This window comes from Brachymonas sp. J145 (genome assembly GCF_036312245.1).
In the GTDB taxonomy this organism is placed as follows: Bacteria; Pseudomonadota; Gammaproteobacteria; order Burkholderiales; family Burkholderiaceae_C; genus Brachymonas; species Brachymonas wangyanguii.
Genome location: NZ_JAZDCI010000006.1, coordinates 1 through 16,301, shown reverse-complemented (window position 1 = coordinate 16,301; position 16,301 = coordinate 1). Strand labels below are relative to the sequence as shown.

Below are 16,301 nucleotides of genomic sequence, written 5' to 3'. Positions count from 1 at the left end.
ATGTCATCTTTGCAATCCCTTGACATCGCCAAGCGCTCTGCCACGACCACGCCGTCTCCGCAGGTGCGCAAGGAGGCGACTCCTGAAGTCGCCAAACTGATCGACGTTTCCAGCTGCATCGGCTGCAAGGCCTGCCAGGTAGCCTGCATGCAGTGGAACGACCTCCGCCCCGAAGTGGGCCACAACGTCGGGGTGTACGACAACCCGGCTGATCTGGGCCCCGAGGCCTGGACCGTCATGCGCTTCGCCGAAGTCGAAGTCGAGGAAGACCGTCTGGAGTGGCTGATCCGCAAGGACGGCTGCATGCACTGCGAGGATCCGGGCTGCCTGAAGGCCTGCCCGTCCCCCGGTGCCATCGTCCAGTACGCCAACGGTATCGTCGACTTCATCAGCGAGCACTGCATTGGCTGCGGCTACTGCGTGAAGGGTTGCCCGTTCGATATCCCGCGCATCAACACGGTGGACAACAAGGCGTACAAGTGCTCCCTGTGCTCCGACCGTGTGGGCGTGGGCCTGGAACCGGCTTGCGTGAAAACCTGCCCGACCGGCGCGATCCGCTTCGGTACCAAGGAAGACATGCTGCACTTCGGCGAGACCCGCGTGGCCGACCTGAAGGAGCGTGGCTACGAGAATGCCGGCATCTACGACCCCGAGGGCGTGGGTGGCACGCACGTGGTCTATGTGCTGCAGCACGCGGACAAGCCCGAGATCTATAACGATCTGCCCAAGGATCCGTCCATCAGCCCCTGGGTGTCGCTGTGGAAGGGCGCGGCCAAGCCGCTGGCGCTGGCCGCCATGATCGGTGCCGCCGTGACCGGCTTCTTCCACTACGTGAAGGTAGGCCCGGTGCCCGAGCCCGAGGACGAGAACGATGTGGCCGACCCGGTTGGCTACGCTGATTCGACTAGCCGTCGTGAAGGAGATGCATGATGAAACGCTACCTGCAACGCTATGGCAGCATGATGCGCTTCAACCACTGGATCATGGTGCTGCTGTTCGGCCTGGCCGGCTTCTCCGGTCTGGCCCTGTTCCACCCGAGCCTGTTCTTCCTGAACAACCTGTTCGGCGGTCCGCAGTGGACGCGTATCCTGCACCCCTACCTGGGTGTGGGCGTGTTCATCGCCTTCTTGTTCATGTTCTTTGCCCTGGCCAAGGACAACCTCTTCGGTCCGCGTGACATGGAGTGGATCAACAAGTCGTCGGACATGCTGAAGGGCAACAAGGCAGCGATGCCGCCTGCTGGCAAGTACAACGCTGGCCAGAAGGGTGTGTTCTGGGTGATGGCCATCTGCCTGCTGCTGCTGCTGGTGACCGGTCTGCTGTTCTGGCAACAATGGTTTGCCGATTCGGTGCCGATTCCGCTGCAGCGTGCCGCGGTGGTGATCCATGCCATTTCCGCCTTCATCATCTCGCTGGTGGTGGTCATGCATATCTACGCGGCCCTGTGGGTGAAGGGCACGGTCCGTGCCATGACCCAGGGTACGGTCTCTGCTGGCTGGGCCAAGCAGAACCATTATCTGTGGTACAAAAAGGTCACTGGCCAAGGCGCTGACAAGCGCTGATCCCGCCGGCTGACGGATACCTCCCAGGCCCCGGCACCCAGTGTGCCGGGGTCGTTTTTTATGCACGCCATGAACGATCACACTCAAGCCGCAAGCATTGTTCCCGCCGAGGAACTGGCCTTGCGCACCGAAATCGAAGCCACTTTCCTGCACCTGCCGGAAGTGCGTACCTGTTTTGCCGAACGCGAGATGCGTCTGCGCCAGCTGGCTCCGGGCCATGCGATGCAGGATTTCCTGCTGTTCATGGCCGAGCTGGCCCATGCGCAGCACGAGCAGCTGCAGGCTTTTGCCGGTGCTGCGCTGCCGGACGAGGAAGCCGTTACCCAGGCCGCACTGCTGGGCCGCCCGCCGCTGCCGGCAGAGCTCTGGACACGCGATCCGGCCTGGCAGCAGATTGCGCGCGCGCTCGCACGCAGCCTGCGCGACCACGCCCCTGAGCCGGCCCACGAGATGCTGCAGCAGCTCGAAGAGGCCCAGGGCGACTGGCTGGAGCTGCAGGCCGACAAGCTGCTGCACGGCATTGCCTACGACCTGGACATGGGTGCGGCCCCGGTGATCGGTGCGGCGCTGCAGGTCTACTGGACCTGGATGGTTGATGCCGTGGCCAAGCGCCCGCAGACTGGCGAGCAGCGCGTGGCGCCGTTTGGCCGTATCGACGATGCCAAGGTCTGCCCCTGCTGCGGCAGCAAGCCGGTGGCCAGCGTGGTCAAGGCCGGTGTCGAGCGCGGTGGCCAGCGCTACCTGCAGTGCTCGCTGTGCGGTAGCCAGTGGAACATGGTGCGTATCAAGTGCACGCATTGCGAATCGACCAAGGGCCTGCAATACCAGGAGCTGGAACTGGCCGATGTCGAGCACGACGAGTCGCGCGCACGCAAGGCCATCGTGCAGGCCGAGACCTGCGACGAATGCGGCCACTACAGCAAGCTGATCCACGCCGATCGCGACGTGATGGCCGATGCCGTGGCCGACGATCTGGCCAGCCTGACGCTGGACCTGCTGGTGACGGAATCGGGCAAGCAGCGCCACGGTGTCAACATGATGCTGCTGTTTGGCGCGGCCGACCCTGAAGCACCAGGAGAGGCATGATGCACGAACCCGCTGAATCCGTGGTGCACGGTTCCGGGTTCGGAGCTGAAGGACAAGAACAAGGCAGGGCGCATCCGCGCGACCTGCCGGCGACGGACCGGTTGCTGCGCGAAGCGCAGGTGCAGCAGCTGATCACCGAACACGGCCATACGCTGGTGGCGACCGAGGCGCGTGGCCTGCTGGACGGCTGTCGCCAGCAAGCGGTGGCCGGGGCGCTGACACAGGATCAGGCCGCACTGCCGGCATTGGCCGTGCAATTGCAGGCGCGCGTGCAGCAGCAGCTGCGCCCGCGCATGCAGGCAGTGCTGAACCTGACCGGCACGGTGATCCATACCAATCTGGGGCGCTCGCTGCTGGCCGAGCCGGCGCTGCAACACATGCTGGCGATGATGTCCGGCCCGAACAACCTCGAATACGACCTGGACAGCGGTGGCCGTGGCGACCGTGACGACCTGATTGAGGAGCTGCTGTGCCAGATCACCGGTGCCGAAGCGGCGACGGTGGTGAACAACAATGCCGCAGCCGTGCTGTTGACGCTGGCGGCGATGGCGCGTGGCCGCGAGGTGATCGTGTCGCGTGGCGAGCTGGTGGAAATTGGCGGCGCCTTCCGCATGCCGGACGTGATGGAAAGTGCCGGTGCGCGCCTGGTCGAGGTCGGCACCACCAATCGCACCCATCCGCACGATTACGAGCGCGCCATCACCGGCAACACCGCCTTGCTGATGAAGGTGCATACCAGCAACTACCAGGTGCAGGGCTTTACCCGCAGCGTGACCGAGGCCGAGATGGCGGACATCGCGCACCGCCATGGCCTGCCGATGGCGACCGACCTGGGCAGCGGTTCGCTGGTGGATCTGGCGCAGTACGGCCTGCCGCGTGAGCCGCTGCCGCAGGAGATGCTGGCTGCCGGCTGTGATGTGGTGACCTTCAGCGGCGACAAGCTGCTGGGTGGTCCACAAGCCGGCCTGATCGTCGGCAGCAAGGAGGCGGTTGGCCGCATCCGCAAGTTCCCGATGAAGCGTGCGCTGCGCATGAGCAAGCTGCCGCTGGCGGCGCTGGAAGCCACGCTGCGCCTGTACCTGCAACCCGAACACCTGACGCGCGACGTGCCGACATTGCGCCTGCTGACGCGCCCGGTGGCGCAGATCCGTGAGCAGGCACAGCGTTTGCAGCCCTTGCTGCAACAGGCGGTGGCGGGGCGCTTTGGCGTTGATCTGGTGGAGCTGCAGGGCCAGATCGGCTCCGGCTCGCTGCCGGTGGACCGGCTGCCGTCTGCCGGACTGGCCATTCGTCCGCTGGAGAAAAAAGGTGCCGGCCGCGCACTGGACGCGCTGGCTACCACCTTGCGCGGCCTGCCGCTGCCGGTGATTGGCCGCATTGCCGATGACAGCCTGATCCTGGACCTGCGCTGTCTGGAGCAGGAGCCGGCATTTGTCGGGCAGCTGTCAATGCTGCAGGAGCGTCTCGCATGATCGTCGGCACCGCAGGCCATATCGACCATGGCAAGACCACGCTGGTGCGCGCGCTGACTGGCGTCGATACCGACCGCTTGCCGGAGGAAAAAAAGCGCGGCATCAGTATCGAGCTGGGCTACGCCTTTCTGGATACGCCCGAGGGCGATCGCATCGGCTTTATCGATGCGCCAGGCCACGAACGGCTGGTGCACACCATGCTGGCGGGTGCCAGCGGCATTGATTTTGCGCTGTTGCTGGTGGCGGCCGATGACGGCATCATGCCGCAGACACGCGAGCATCTGGCGGTGCTGTCGCTGCTGGGCAAGACGCGTGGCGCGGTAGTCATCACCAAGGCAGACCGGGCTGATACCGGCGGTATCGAGACGCTGACGGCCGAGCTGCAGGAATTGCTGCAACACAGCAGCCTGACCGGTGCGCCAGTGCTGGCGGTATCCGCACAGAGCGGGCAGGGCGTGGATGCGCTGCGTCAGTTGCTGGTGGATGCCAGTCGTGCGCTTGCCAGTCAGGATGCCGGACAGGCTTTCCGCCTGGCCGTGGATCGCAGCTTCAGCCTGGGCGGTACCGGTACTGTGGTGACCGGTACCATCCACACGGGACAGGTACAGGTGGGCGACCAGCTGCAGCTGGTGCCGTCCGGCCATGCGGTGCGCGTGCGCAGCCTGCATGCGCAGAACCAGCCGGTGCAGCAGGCCCATGCCGGGCAGCGCTGTGCCGTGGCGCTGGTCGGCATCGACAAGGAACAGGCTGGCCGGGGTGACTGGCTGGTGGAGCCGGCGGTGGCGCTGTCCACGCACCGGCTGGATGTGCGCCTTAGCCTCTGGCATGCCGAAGAGAAGGCGCTGAAATCCGGCGCGCGCGTGCAGGTGCACCTGGGTGCCGAATCGGTACCGGGTACGGTGGCCGTGCTGGACCAGGGCAGCCTGCAGCCGGGCGCATCTGCTCTGGTGCAAATCGTGCTGCACCAGCCACTCGGCGCCTGGCATGGAGATCGCGTGGTGCTGCGCGATGCCTCGGCCACGCGCACCATGGCTGGCGGCGTGGTGCTGGATCCGTTTGCGCCGGTGCGTTATCGGCGTACGCCGCAGCGCCTGGCGGAGCTGGCGGCCTGGGAGCTGCCTGATCCCGGCCAGCGTCTGCAGGCCTTGCTGGAGTTGTCGGCGCACGGGCTGGACCTGCGTCGCTTTGCCCAGGCGCAGGGCTTGCGCAGCCTGCCTGAGTTGCCTGCTGGTGCCTTGCAGGGCGAGCAGGCCGGTACCACCTGGGCCATGGGCGAGGCTGCGGTGCAGCAGGCCTGGGACAAGGTGCAGCAGGCGCTATCCGTCTTTCACGAGAAGCAGCCGGACGAACTTGGGCCGGTGTTGTCACGCCTGCGCCGGCTGTCGCAGCCGCGCATGCCGGAGCCGCTGTGGGAGCTGCTGGTGCAACGCTGGCGGGATGAGCAGCGGCTGGCGCAGCAAGGTGCCTTCCTGCATCTGCCGGAGCATGGCGTGCGCCTGTCGGCGACGGAGGAGCGGCTGGCAGAGAAAGTGCGGCCGCACCTGTCACAGGCCGGTTTTGAAGGGGCCTGGGCGCGCGATCTGGCCAAGCTGACTGGCGAGCCAGAGCCGCTGGTGCGTTCTACCCTGGCGCGGCTGGCGCGTCGCGGCGAGCTGCATCAGGCGGTGAAGGATTTGTATTATGATGCAGCGACCATGCGTGCCCTGGTGCAGCTGGCGCGGCAAGTTGCGCAACAGCACGAGGGCAAGGTGCTGGCGGCCGATTACCGCGACGCCACCGGACTGGGCCGCAAGCGCGCGATCCAGATCCTCGAATACCTGGACCGCATCGGCGTGCTGCGCCGGGTCGGCGATACGCATCTGCTGCGTACCGACAGCAGCCTGTTCACGTAGCGCGTAACAGACAACGGAAGAGCAACGATCCTGGTGGGTCGGCCGGGCTTCAAACCCGGTGGGTGGTGCCAAGCGCTGCCGGGCAGGTTCGACTCCTGTGCTCTTCCGCCAATTTCCTTTTAAATCAATTTGTTAAGTTGTTGAGGCGACTGTCTGATGGTATCCGATACCATCAACCGCGCTGCCCCAGCACCTTTTCAATCTTCTTGTCGGTCTTGTACTGGCTCAGCGCATACACGGCCCAGATGGTGGCCGGCAGCCAGCCGATCAGGGTGATTTGCAGGATCAGGCAGATGATGCCGGCGAACGGGCGGCCGATGGTAAAGAAGGTTAGCCAGGGCAGGATGAGGGCGATCAGCAGTCGCATGAGGATTCCTTTCAGGAGGGAGGCCGAATACAGATCGGCAGAAAACGAAAAGCCGCTGACTTCCAGCGGCTTTTCCGTGCAGCCTGCATCATACAGTGCAGGCAGACGCTATCAGGCGTGAGCTGCAGCCAGCGCCAGTTTGCGCTTGTTGCGCGCCCGGATATTGAGCGCTTCCACGGCCAGCGAGAAGGCCATGGCCGAGTAGATATAGCCCTTGGGGATGTGCGCGTCAAAGGCTTCGGCGGTGAGTGCCATGCCGACCATGACCAGGAAGGCCAGTGCCAGCACCTTGACGGACGGATGGCGTTCCACGAATTCGCTGATCGAACGCGCAGCCAGCATCATCACACTGATGGAGGTGATCACAGCGGCGACCATGATCCAGATCTCGTCCACCATGGCGACGGCTGTGATCACGGAATCCAGCGAGAACACGATGTCGATCACGGCAATCTGGGCAATGATGTTCCAGAACAGGCTGCGACCGCTCTTCTGCAGGGCGGCATCGTCGGTCTCGGTCGGACCATGCTGCTCGGGTGCTTCCACTTCGACAAAGATCTCGTGCGAGGCCTTGTAGAGCAGGAACAGGCCGCCGAACAGCAGCACCAGATCCCGGCCGCTGATGCCCTGGCCGGCCACTTCAAACAGGTCGGCGGTCAGGCCCATGATCCAGCTCAGCGAGAACAGCAGCAGGATACGGCAGATCATGGCCATGGCCAGTCCGATCTTGCGGGCGCGATCGCGCATGTGCTGGGGGAGTCGTCCGACGAGGACGGAGATGAAGACGATGTTGTCGATGCCCAGCACGATTTCGAGCGCGGTGAGCATGAAGAAGGCAACCCAGATGTTCGGGTCCAGCAGGAATTCCATGAAAGAGAATGGTTCGTCAATGACCGGAGCAGCGGCCTTGGAGGCCAAGGCTGTCCACGAGCTTTCGCATTCTAGGGATGCGATGTGCATCGGTAAATCAGAAAAAAATCCGCCAATCTTCGAAAAAAATTGATAATGGCGGCATGCTCAACTACAAGCACCTGCACTATTTCCAGCAAGTGGCCGAGGCTGGCAGCATTGCCCGCGCCAGCGAGCGCTTGCATCTGAGTCCGCAAACCATCAGCGGCCAGATTGCCGAGCTGGAAGAGCGTCTTGGCGTGGAGCTGTTCGTGCGCAATGGCCGCGCGCTGGAGTTGACCGAAACCGGTCGCATGGCGCTGCAGTATGCGCGCGATATCTTTACCACGGGCGCCGAACTGGAAGCGGTGCTGCGCGGCCAGGCCGAGCAGGGCAGCAAGGCACTGGAGTTGCGCGTTGGCATCGTGGACAGCCTGTCCAAGGCGGTGGCGCTCCATCTGGTGGAGCCGGCCTTGTCGCTACCGGAGCCGGTGCGGCTGGTGTGCCAGGAAGGGCGCATCGAGCATCTGCTGACCGAGCTGGCTTTGCACAAGCTGGATCTGGTGTTGTCCGAGGGGCCGCAGCCGGCGGGGGTGAGCGTCAAGGCATACAGCCATCGGCTTGGTGGCACGGGGTCTGCTTTCTACGCGGCGACCAGTCTGCGCGAGAAGCATCCGCAGCCGTTTCCGCAGTGTCTGCAGGGGGCGCCCATGTTGTTGCCGACGGCGGTGTCGGCGGTGGGGCAGCGCGTGCGCGCCTGGCTGCAGGAGCAGGGGCTGCGCCCGGTGATCGTGGGCGAGTTCGATGACAGCGCGCTGGCGCAGGAGTTTGGCCGCAAGGGCGTGGGCTTTTATGTCGGGCCGGCGGTGCTGGCCCACGGCATCGTGGAGCAGACCGGCATGCAGCTGATCGGACAGGTAGACAGCCTGCGTGCCGAGTTCTACGCGATTTCGATCGAGCGGCGCATCCGGCATCGCGGCGTGGCGGCAATCACGCAGGCGGCGCGCAGCCTGCTGAGCTGAATGGCTTTCCCTCAGCCGGTCAGCTGGTTCAGCTCCATGATCGGCATCAGCACTGCCAGCACGATCAGCATTACCACCAGGCCCATGCCAACGATCAGCAAGGGCTCCAGCACCGTCGCCAGCCGCATGGCACGCCGCTGCACCTCGCCACTGAGCTGGCGTGCCACGCGGCCCAGCATCTCGCCGAGCTGGCCGGTCTGCTCGCCGAGGCGGGCAAACATGCCGATCAGCTTGGGGAAGCGGCTCTTCTGGCTCAGTGCGCTGCCCAGGGGTGCGCCTTCGCGCACCAGCACGATCACGTCTTCGGCATCGACCTGCATCGCGCGGTTGGAGAGCGTGGCGGTGGCGGCCTGCAGCGCGCGCAGGATCGGCACGCCGGCCTGCGACAGCATCGCCAGGGTGCCGGCAAAGCGCGCGGCGTTGTACTGGCAGCTGAGCGGGCCGACGACCGGCAGTTTCAGCCACCAGGCATCGAAGCGCTGACGGAAGGCATCGCCCTTGAGCAGTTGCCGCAGCAGCAGGCCGCCGCCCAGTAACAGCAACGCCAGCAGCCAGCCCCATTGGCGGATCAGGTCGCTGAAGGCGAGCATGATGGTGGTGAGCACGGGCAGGGCGCGCTTGCTGCCGGCATAGACACCGGCGACCTGCGGCACCACATAGCTGAGCAGGAAGATCACGATGGCCACCGCGACCAGCGAGACAATCGCCGGATAGAGCGCGGCACCGGTGACCTTGGACTTCAGTTCCTGCTGCGCCTCCAGGTCATCGGCCAGCCGCAGCAGCACCATGCCGAGGCTGCCGCTTTGCTCACCGGCGGCAATCACGGCGGTGTAGATGGGCGTAAACTCGCGCGGATGCTGCTGCAGCGCCTTGGCAAAGCTGCTGCCGGCATGCACCTCGGAGCGCAGCGCGCCGACCAGCTGGCGCTGGCGTTCCGGCGCGGCGTCTTCGCTTAGCGCCTGCAGCGCACGTTCTACCGGCAGGCCAGCCGATACCAGCCCGGCCAATTGGCGCGTCCAGACCGCCAGTGTGGTGCTGTCAAATATCTTGCTGACGAACAGCTGGCGGTTCAGGCCGCTGCCGCGCTGCGCCGCATCGCCTTGTAGCGCCTTGACTTCCAGTGGCACCAGCTCGCGTGCACGCACGGCAGCGCGTGCCGCCTTGAGCGTATCGGCCTCCAGCGTGCCCTTGCGGGTGCGGCCATTGGCATCGAGCGCCTGGTACTGGTAGACGGGCATGGCGGCGGGGTGTCCTTAGTCGCGCGTCACGCGCAGCAGCTCTTCCAGCGTGGTGATGCCGGTATCGACCAGGCGCTGGCCATCGTCGCGCATCAGCGTCATGCCGGCGCGCTGGGCGGCGGCGCGGATATCGGCTTCGGCGGCGCTGTGGTGGATCTGCTCGCGGATGGTGTCGTCCACCACCAGCAGCTCGAAGATACCGGTACGGCCGGCATAGCCGCTCTGGCCGCAGTGCTCGCAACCGCTGCCGTGGCAATGCTGGCAGCGCTTGCGCACCAGCCGTTGCGCCAGCACGCCCAGCAGCGAGGACGACAGCAGGAAGGGCTCGATACCCATGTCGGCCAGTCGCGTGACGGCGCTGGCCGCATCGTTGGTGTGCAAGGTCGCCAGCACCAGGTGGCCGGTGAGAGAGGCCTGGATCGCGATCTGCGCAGTTTCGAAATCGCGGATCTCGCCGATCATGATCACGTCCGGATCTTGGCGCAGCAGCGCGCGCAGCGCGCGCGCGAAAGTCAGGTCGATGCGGGCATTCACCTGCGTCTGGCCAATGCCGGGCAGCTCGTACTCGATCGGGTCTTCCACCGTCATGATGTTGCCGCTGCGCGCATCGAGTCGGCTCAGCGCCGAATACAGCGTGGTGGTCTTGCCGGAACCGGTCGGGCCGGTGACCAGCAGGATGCCGTGCGGCTGGCGGATCAGATGGTCGAACTGGCGCAAGGTATCGCCCTGCATGCCGACCGCTTCCAGGCTGATCTTGTTGCCGGACTTGTCCAGCAGACGCAGCACGGCGCGCTCGCCAAAGGCGCTCGGCAGGGTGGATACACGCACGTCGATGGCCCGCGTGCCCAGGCGCAGGCTGATGCGGCCATCCTGCGGCAGGCGCTTTTCTGCAATATCGAGATCGGCCATGATCTTCAGGCGCGAGATCAGCGCTGCGTGCAGCGCGCGGTTGGGCTGTACCACCTCGCGCAGATTGCCGTCCACACGGAATCGCACCAGGCTGTGGTGTTCGTAGGGCTCGATATGGATATCGCTGGCGCCATCACGGGCCGCCTGGGTCAGCAAGGCGTTGAGCATGCGGATGATGGGCGCTTCGTCGGCGGCCTCCAGCAGGTCTTCTACCGGCGGCAGCTCCTGCATCATGCGCGACAGGTCGGCATCGCTTTCTACCTCGCTGACGATGCTGGCGGCGGTCGATTCGCCCTGGGCGTAGGCGGCGCTGATGCGCTGCGCCAGCGCCGGCGCTTCCAGCGTGCGGTGCGCGCCCACCGGGTACTTGCGCATGACCTCGTTCCAGGCCGCCGTGGGAGCCTGGTCGCGGCCATGCCAGAGCAGCAGACTGCCGTCATCCTGCTGTTCCAGCAGCAGCTGGTGCTTGCGCGCAAAGGCGTAGGGCAGGGGGTGTCGCATGCCGATTACGCTCCGCCGGAGGTATCCCAGGTGTCAGTGGAGATATGCGCAGGAGAATAGCTGATTTCAGGAGATACATTCCCGTTAGGGTTGATTATTTTTTCCCATGGGTTTTCTGCAGCAGGCTGCAGGTGTGCGTCGGGTGCCTGCATGTCCTGGTAGATCAGCGGTCGCGGCAGCAGCTTGTCCGGCGCGTCGCTAACCGGTGCCCAGGCCGTGTCGTCCTGCGGGCGGATGGCTGGTAGCACCGGTGCCTGCAGCGGCTGAATCAGGCCCGGGTTCGGCTGGGTGTTGATCTGGGTGGCGCGCATCATGTCGTAGCGGTCCATCGACAGCGCATGGCTGTCGCTCAGGTCGCGCACCACGATCGGGCGCAGGAATACCATCAGGTTGGTCTTCTTGCGGCTGCGGTTCTCGTTGCGGAACAGGCCGCCAATCACCGGAATATCGCCGAGCAGCGGAATCTTCTGCTGGGTGTTGGCATATTCGTCGGACAGCAGGCCGCCCAGTACGATGATCTGGCTGTCTCCAACTACCACATTCGATTCGATCGAGCGCTTGTTGGTGCTCAGGCCGCTGGGCGAGTTGACCGAGGCCGGATCGACGCTGCTGACTTCCTGGTAGATCTGCATGCGCACCGAGTCGTTCTCGCCGATCTGCGGCTTCACGCGCAGCGTCAGGCCGACGTCCTGGCGCTCGATGGTCTGGAACGGGTTGACGGCGCCGTTGCCGCTGTTGTTGTTGGTGTACTGGCCGGTGACGAAGGGCACGTTCTTGCCGATCATGATGCGTGCTTCCTCGTTGTCCAGCGTGATCAGGTTGGGCGTGGACAGGATGTTGGCATCGCCGGTGCTTTGCAGGAAGTTGGCGACCAGGCCGAGGATCGGCTGGCCATTGACGCGATCGGTCATGGCCAGGTTGAGGCCGCCACGCACGTCGGGCATGGTGCGGTTGGCAATCGCCGCCGTCATGCCGAGGATATTGCCCGGGCCGCCAAAGTTGGTGCCGATCAGGCCGACGTTGCCACTGCTGCTGAAGGCGTTCTGCCACTGGATGCCCAGATCGGCGGCGGTATCGGCATTCACTTCGGCGATCAGGCTTTCCACGTAGATCTGGGCGCGGCGCGTATCCAGGCGATCGATCACGGCGCGCAGCTGGCGGTATTCCGGTTCGCTCGCGGTAATGACCAGCGAGTTGGTGCTCGGATCGGCCTGGATGCGGCCGCCGGTGGACGGGTTGCCGCTGGTCTGCAGCGCCGAGGTGGCGGTGACCTGCACCTGGTTGCCGGTGGTGTTACTGCTGCTGGTTCCCGCGTTCACGCCCATGCTACCGGTGTTGCCCTGGATGGCGGCATCGTTGGCTGCCATGGCGGCGCGCAGCGTGGTGGCCATCTTGGCGGCATCGGAGTTCTTCAGGTGTACCACCCAGATATTGCCGGCGGCACCGTTGCTGCTGTGGTTGCTCAGCGCTGGCTGGTCGAGCTTCAGGATCAGGCTGCGCGCTTCCAGGGCTTGCGCGTGGGTGGGCGCACGCAGCAGCAGCGCGTTGCTGCGCGGCTCCGGCAGCACCACGGTACGGCTGAAGCCGCCGACGCCGGCAGCCGTTGCCTGGGCGGCCACGGCACCGACACCGCTGCCATCCAGCAGGCGCTGCACCAGCGGTGCCATGTCGGTGGCCACGCCGTAGCGCAGCGGGATCACTTCGACGCCGCTGCCGACCGGCTGGTCGATGCCGGAAATGATGCGACTGATGCGCTCGACGTTATCGGCGTAATCGGTTACCACCAGCGTGCTGCTGCCGCTGGCGTTGATGGTGTTGTTGGGGCTGATCAGCGGGCGCAGTACCGGAATCAGGTTGGCGCTGTTTTCGTGCTGCAGCTTGAACACGCGCGTCACCACCTGGTTGCCCATGGTGCTCTGGCCGCGCGGCAGCATGCGTGCCTGCAGCTTGGCATCGGCTTCGGGCACGACCTTGTACATGCCATCGGCCTGCACCAGCGCCAGGCCCTGCAGGCGCAGCGCCGCGGCGAACTGGTTGACCGCCTGTGCCGGCGTCACCGGGCGCTCGGACTGGATGCTGATGGTGCCCTTGGCGCGTGCATCCAGCACCACGTTGCGGCCGGTGATGGAGGCAATCGTGCGCGCTACCGATTCGATATCGGCATTGGAAAAATTCAGCGTGATGCGTTCCTGCGACCAGGCCGGCGCAGTCTGCGCCAGGCCGGCCAGCAGCAGCGCCACGGCCAGGCCATGGCGCCAGCCGCGTGCGGACTGCAGGAGGGTGGGAGGGGTGAAAAACGACAACATGGTGGTTCGGGCTTAGCCCACGGAAAGAATGGAACGGTCGCCACTGCGGCGGCCGATGATGTTGATCAGGTTGTTCAGCGCTTCTTCCTTGCCGGCATCGGCACGGGCTTCGCCACGGAAGCGGAACTTGCCATCGATCCACTCGCCCTTGCCCTGCAGCAGCAGGCTGCTGCCGGGCTGGCTGTCGAGCGTGAGTTCGGGGCGGGCGGTACTGCCGGGCGCGCCGCCCAGCAGGCGCAGCTGGTAGCTGCCAATCGGGCTCAGCGTGGACAGGCGCGTGGTGGCCTGGTCCAGGCGGATATCGAGCGTGCCGAAGAGCTGGCTGCGGCCCTGGACCAGCGCCAGCTGCAGGTTCTTGCTGCGCGCGCCCAGCCGGCCATCCAGCTGCAGCGTGTTCCAGGGCGTGCCCAGACCGGCCAGCAGGCTGCTGGGCAGGTCGATGTCGCTATCGGCCAGTTGCAGCAGCGTGCGGCCGGGTTGCCAGCTGATATCGAGTTGCAGCGGCTGGCGCGTGCAGCAGGCGCTTTCCAGCGCCACGCGGGCACCCAGCAGGCGCGGACGCAGCTGCCACTCCAACCGCGAAGGCAAGGTGGTGGCATCGCGGCTCTGGCTGCCGCCAGTCAGCACCAGCCAGGCCGAGCCGTTCCAGACCGTGCCGCTGGCATCCTGCAGCTGTACCTTTTCATCGCTGGCATAGGACACGGCAGCGGCCAGCCAGCGCGCCGGTGCAAACAGCACGATGGTCAGCAGCAGGCCGAGCAGCATGCCGGCCAGCGCCCAATACCAGGGGCGCAGCAGGCGTACCGGGCCAGCGGCCTGGGGCAGGCGTGTACGGCGTGCCGATGCCGGAGCCGGCAGGCGCAAGCGCAGCTGCGGGCGCGGCAGGCGCAGCTGGGGCAGGGGGATGCGCGGTGTCTTCATCGGGCGGCCTCCTGCGCTGGCAGTGGCACGATCAGGCTGCCGTTCCAGCCGGTGGCGCTGCGCTGCAGCTGGGCCTGTTGCGGCAATACATGGGCCAGCAGGCGTGTCTGCATCAGCCATTCGGCCAGTGCCGCTGGCGGCACGTTGCGCAGCTGGATCTGCGCCTGGCCTGCCTGCACGCTGATGCTGTCCGGTCCGAGCAGGCGCAGAGACAGTTCAGTCAACAGCTGCTCACGCGTGGCTGGATTGACGCGCGGCAGTTGCTGCAGCGCGTGCGCCTGCTCCTGCAGGTGGCGCATCTGGATCAGCTGGCGGTCCAGGTCGGCCTTGCGTTGTGGGGCTTCGCGCAGGGTCTGCAGCGCAGGCGCTATCGCCAGCAGCCAGAGCAGCGCCAGCAGCAGCACGCCGCCGCCGACCTGCAGCAGCATGCGCTCACGCGGCGACAGCTGCTGCCAGCGCTGGCGCACCACCTGCAGCTGCGGACGTAGTTTGGCGCTCAGGGCATCGGTGCGGCTCATGGACGTGTCTCCAGCAGCCAGTCATTGCCGTCCTGACGCACGCGCACGGCGGCATCGGCCAGCGCGGACTGGATGGCGGATTGCTGGTCGGTGCCGAGCGCCAGGCCCTTGAGGCGCAGCACCTGGCCATCCCATTCCAGCTGTTGCAGCTCGGCTTCGGGCGAGCTGGCGACTACGGCAGCGAGCCGGCCTTCCAGCGTATGGCCGGTCAGCACCGCATGTTGTTGCTGCAGCAGGCTGACTTCGCGCTGCATCTGCTTCGGTGCATCGACGACCAGCTTCACCTGTGGGAAGGTGCTGGTCAGGATGCGATCTGGAGTTGGAGTTCCCCCTATCTCACGGACGGTTGAGCGCTGAAGAATTCAGCGCGGTAACGGTGGTATTTTCTACCGGGGACTGCCCGGATTGTGCATTGATTTGCTCGAATTCGTTGGGAGCAAGGTAGCCCAGTGCGCTGTGCAACCGATGTGGGTTGTACCAGCCCTCTATCCAGGTAAACACGGCATGCCTGGCCTCGGTCTGGCTTTTCCAGCTTCTTCGGTTGACCAGTTCGCATTCCAGGCTGGCAAAGAAACTCTCGGCCATGGCGTTGTCGTAAGCATCCCCCACCGATCCCATGCTTGGGCGCACGCCCATTTCCTCGCAACGCTTGCCAAACACCGTGCTGGTGTATTGGCTGCCCTGATCGGAGTGGTGGATGACGCCCTGGGGCTTGCGCGTGAAGGCGGCCATCTCCAACGCCTGCACCACCAGATCGGCCGTCATGCGCGTGCCAAAGGCCCAACCCACTACTTTGCGGCTGTATACGTCGATGACTACCGCCAGATAGGCAAACCCGCTCCAGGTAGGCAGGTAGGTCATGTCTGCCACCCAAAGTTGGTTAGGAGCATCCGCCGCAAAGCGGCGATTGACCAGATCGCTGGCCAGCCCAGCCTCTCGATCACGGCGCGTTGTCACGCACCAGCCGCGCCGGCGGCTGACACCCTTCAGACTCGCCTGACGCATCAGGCGTTCGACGCGCTTCTTGTTGACGATCACCCCATCGCGCGCCAGTTGCGCGACCATGCGCGGCACGCCGTAGGTGGTATCGCTCATCTGATGGATGGCTTTGATGCGCAGCAGCAGCTCGGCATTGGCCTGATCGCGTGCACTGGGTCGGCGATTTAGCCAGTCGTGGTAACCACTGCTGGACACACCCAACACCCGGGCCATGGTGCGTATTGGGAGATCGGCCTGGTTCGCCTGCATCAGCGCGTAGACGGCGTGGACGTCTTCTCGCTTTGTCCGGCAAACCAGGCCGTAGCCTTTGCCAGGATGTCGCGCTCCGTTTGAAGACGCTTGACCTCCCGGCGCAAGCGGACGAGTTCCTCGCGCTCGGACGTTGTCAACACATCCTTGCCGGATAACGGCTTGCCAGCATCGGCTGCAGCGCGTGCAACCCAGTTGGCAATGCTCACCGCTGACACATCGAACTCACGTGCCAGCTCGGATTGGCTGCGACCGGAATGAAACAGCTCGACGATCTGCTGTTTGAATGCCTCGGGGTACGGGGGCTTGGTTTTTCCCATGGGGGCTCCTTTCTTCTCAGTGAAAGTGTCCGTCAAATGGGGGGAACTCCA

Annotated in this window: 16 protein-coding genes and 1 tRNA gene; 8 read left to right on the top strand and 9 right to left on the bottom strand. The window is 65.3% G+C overall.

All coding sequences use genetic code 11. The features are described from left to right. From fdxH to V1261_RS07035, 6 genes are all read left to right on the top strand, one after another. The gene (gene fdxH / locus V1261_RS07060) at nt 1–930 is read left to right on the top strand and encodes a formate dehydrogenase subunit beta (RefSeq protein WP_329770933.1); all 930 of its coding nucleotides are present in this window, start codon (nt 1–3) and stop codon (nt 928–930) included. Continuing rightward, a complete protein-coding gene (locus tag V1261_RS07055; RefSeq protein ID WP_329770931.1) occupies nt 927–1,562 on the top strand; it encodes a formate dehydrogenase subunit gamma in 636 nt (211 codons plus the stop codon). The genes fdxH and V1261_RS07055 overlap by 4 nt, the downstream gene beginning before the upstream one ends. A gap of 69 nt (nt 1,563–1,631) precedes the next feature. Then, nucleotides 1,632–2,648, top strand: a complete 1,017-nt coding sequence (gene fdhE, locus V1261_RS07050; RefSeq protein WP_329770930.1) for a formate dehydrogenase accessory protein FdhE — start codon at nt 1,632–1,634, stop codon at nt 2,646–2,648. Further along, nucleotides 2,645–4,120, top strand: coding sequence for an L-seryl-tRNA(Sec) selenium transferase (gene selA, locus V1261_RS07045; RefSeq protein WP_329770928.1), 1,476 nt, complete (start codon nt 2,645–2,647; stop codon nt 4,118–4,120). Before fdhE ends, selA begins: the two co-directional genes overlap by 4 nt. Then, the gene (selB, locus tag V1261_RS07040) at nt 4,117–6,012 is read left to right on the top strand and encodes a selenocysteine-specific translation elongation factor (RefSeq protein ID WP_329770926.1); all 1,896 of its coding nucleotides are present in this window, start codon (nt 4,117–4,119) and stop codon (nt 6,010–6,012) included. The genes selA and selB overlap by 4 nt, the downstream gene beginning before the upstream one ends. Before the next feature lie 15 nt (nt 6,013–6,027). Then, nucleotides 6,028–6,123 (top strand) — tRNA-Sec (locus V1261_RS07035). Between the two features lie 61 nt (nt 6,124–6,184). Here V1261_RS07035 and V1261_RS07030 read toward each other — a convergent pair. After that, nucleotides 6,185–6,379: a YqaE/Pmp3 family membrane protein gene (locus V1261_RS07030; RefSeq protein ID WP_329770924.1), complete on the bottom strand. Its 195-nt coding sequence runs from the start codon at nt 6,377–6,379 to the stop codon at nt 6,185–6,187. A 111-nt stretch (nt 6,380–6,490) separates the two neighbouring features. After that, nucleotides 6,491–7,249, bottom strand: a complete 759-nt coding sequence (locus tag V1261_RS07025; protein ID WP_329770923.1) for a TerC family protein — start codon at nt 7,247–7,249, stop codon at nt 6,491–6,493. Between V1261_RS07025 and V1261_RS07020 the strand changes: the two genes are divergently transcribed. Together V1261_RS07020 and nhaR are read left to right on the top strand one after the other, a co-directional pair. After that, entirely contained in the window at nt 7,248–7,382 is a 135-nt protein-coding gene (locus V1261_RS07020) for a hypothetical protein (protein ID WP_329770922.1), read from the top strand. The two genes, V1261_RS07025 and V1261_RS07020, sit on opposite strands and share 2 nt — an antisense overlap. Nucleotides 7,383–7,392: 10 nt before the next feature. Continuing rightward, nucleotides 7,393–8,289, top strand: coding sequence for a transcriptional activator NhaR (nhaR, locus tag V1261_RS07015; protein WP_329770920.1), 897 nt, complete (start codon nt 7,393–7,395; stop codon nt 8,287–8,289). Between the two features lie 11 nt (nt 8,290–8,300). Here the strand turns inward: nhaR and gspF are convergent, their stop codons facing one another. The 7 genes from gspF to V1261_RS06980 form a co-directional block, all read right to left on the bottom strand. Further along, complete coding sequence (gspF, locus tag V1261_RS07010; protein ID WP_329770918.1) at nt 8,301–9,527, bottom strand: type II secretion system inner membrane protein GspF; 1,227 nt, start codon at nt 9,525–9,527, stop codon at nt 8,301–8,303. 15 nt (nt 9,528–9,542) lie between these two features. Beyond that, the gene (locus V1261_RS07005; RefSeq protein WP_329770916.1) at nt 9,543–10,937 is read right to left on the bottom strand and encodes a GspE/PulE family protein; all 1,395 of its coding nucleotides are present in this window, start codon (nt 10,935–10,937) and stop codon (nt 9,543–9,545) included. A 5-nt stretch (nt 10,938–10,942) separates the two neighbouring features. Further along, nucleotides 10,943–13,243: a type II secretion system secretin GspD gene (gspD, locus tag V1261_RS07000; RefSeq protein WP_329770914.1), complete on the bottom strand. Its 2,301-nt coding sequence runs from the start codon at nt 13,241–13,243 to the stop codon at nt 10,943–10,945. 12 nt (nt 13,244–13,255) lie between these two features. After that, the gene (gene gspN / locus V1261_RS06995; RefSeq protein WP_329770913.1) at nt 13,256–14,164 is read right to left on the bottom strand and encodes a type II secretion system protein N; all 909 of its coding nucleotides are present in this window, start codon (nt 14,162–14,164) and stop codon (nt 13,256–13,258) included. Beyond that, nucleotides 14,161–14,682, bottom strand: a complete 522-nt coding sequence (gene gspM / locus V1261_RS06990) for a type II secretion system protein GspM (RefSeq protein ID WP_329770912.1) — start codon at nt 14,680–14,682, stop codon at nt 14,161–14,163. The genes gspN and gspM overlap by 4 nt, the downstream gene beginning before the upstream one ends. After that, a complete protein-coding gene (locus V1261_RS06985; RefSeq protein ID WP_329770911.1) occupies nt 14,679–14,966 on the bottom strand; it encodes a type II secretion system protein L in 288 nt (95 codons plus the stop codon). Before V1261_RS06985 ends, gspM begins: the two co-directional genes overlap by 4 nt. A gap of 52 nt (nt 14,967–15,018) precedes the next feature. Then, nucleotides 15,019–16,250, bottom strand: a protein-coding gene (locus tag V1261_RS06980; RefSeq protein ID WP_405197982.1) for an IS3 family transposase whose coding sequence is annotated in 2 segments (ribosomal slippage) — nt 15,019–15,983 and nt 15,983–16,250 — 1,233 coding nt in all. Because the reading frame shifts where the segments join, the coding sequence is not laid out codon by codon here. Between the last annotated feature and the right edge of the window lie 51 nt (nt 16,251–16,301).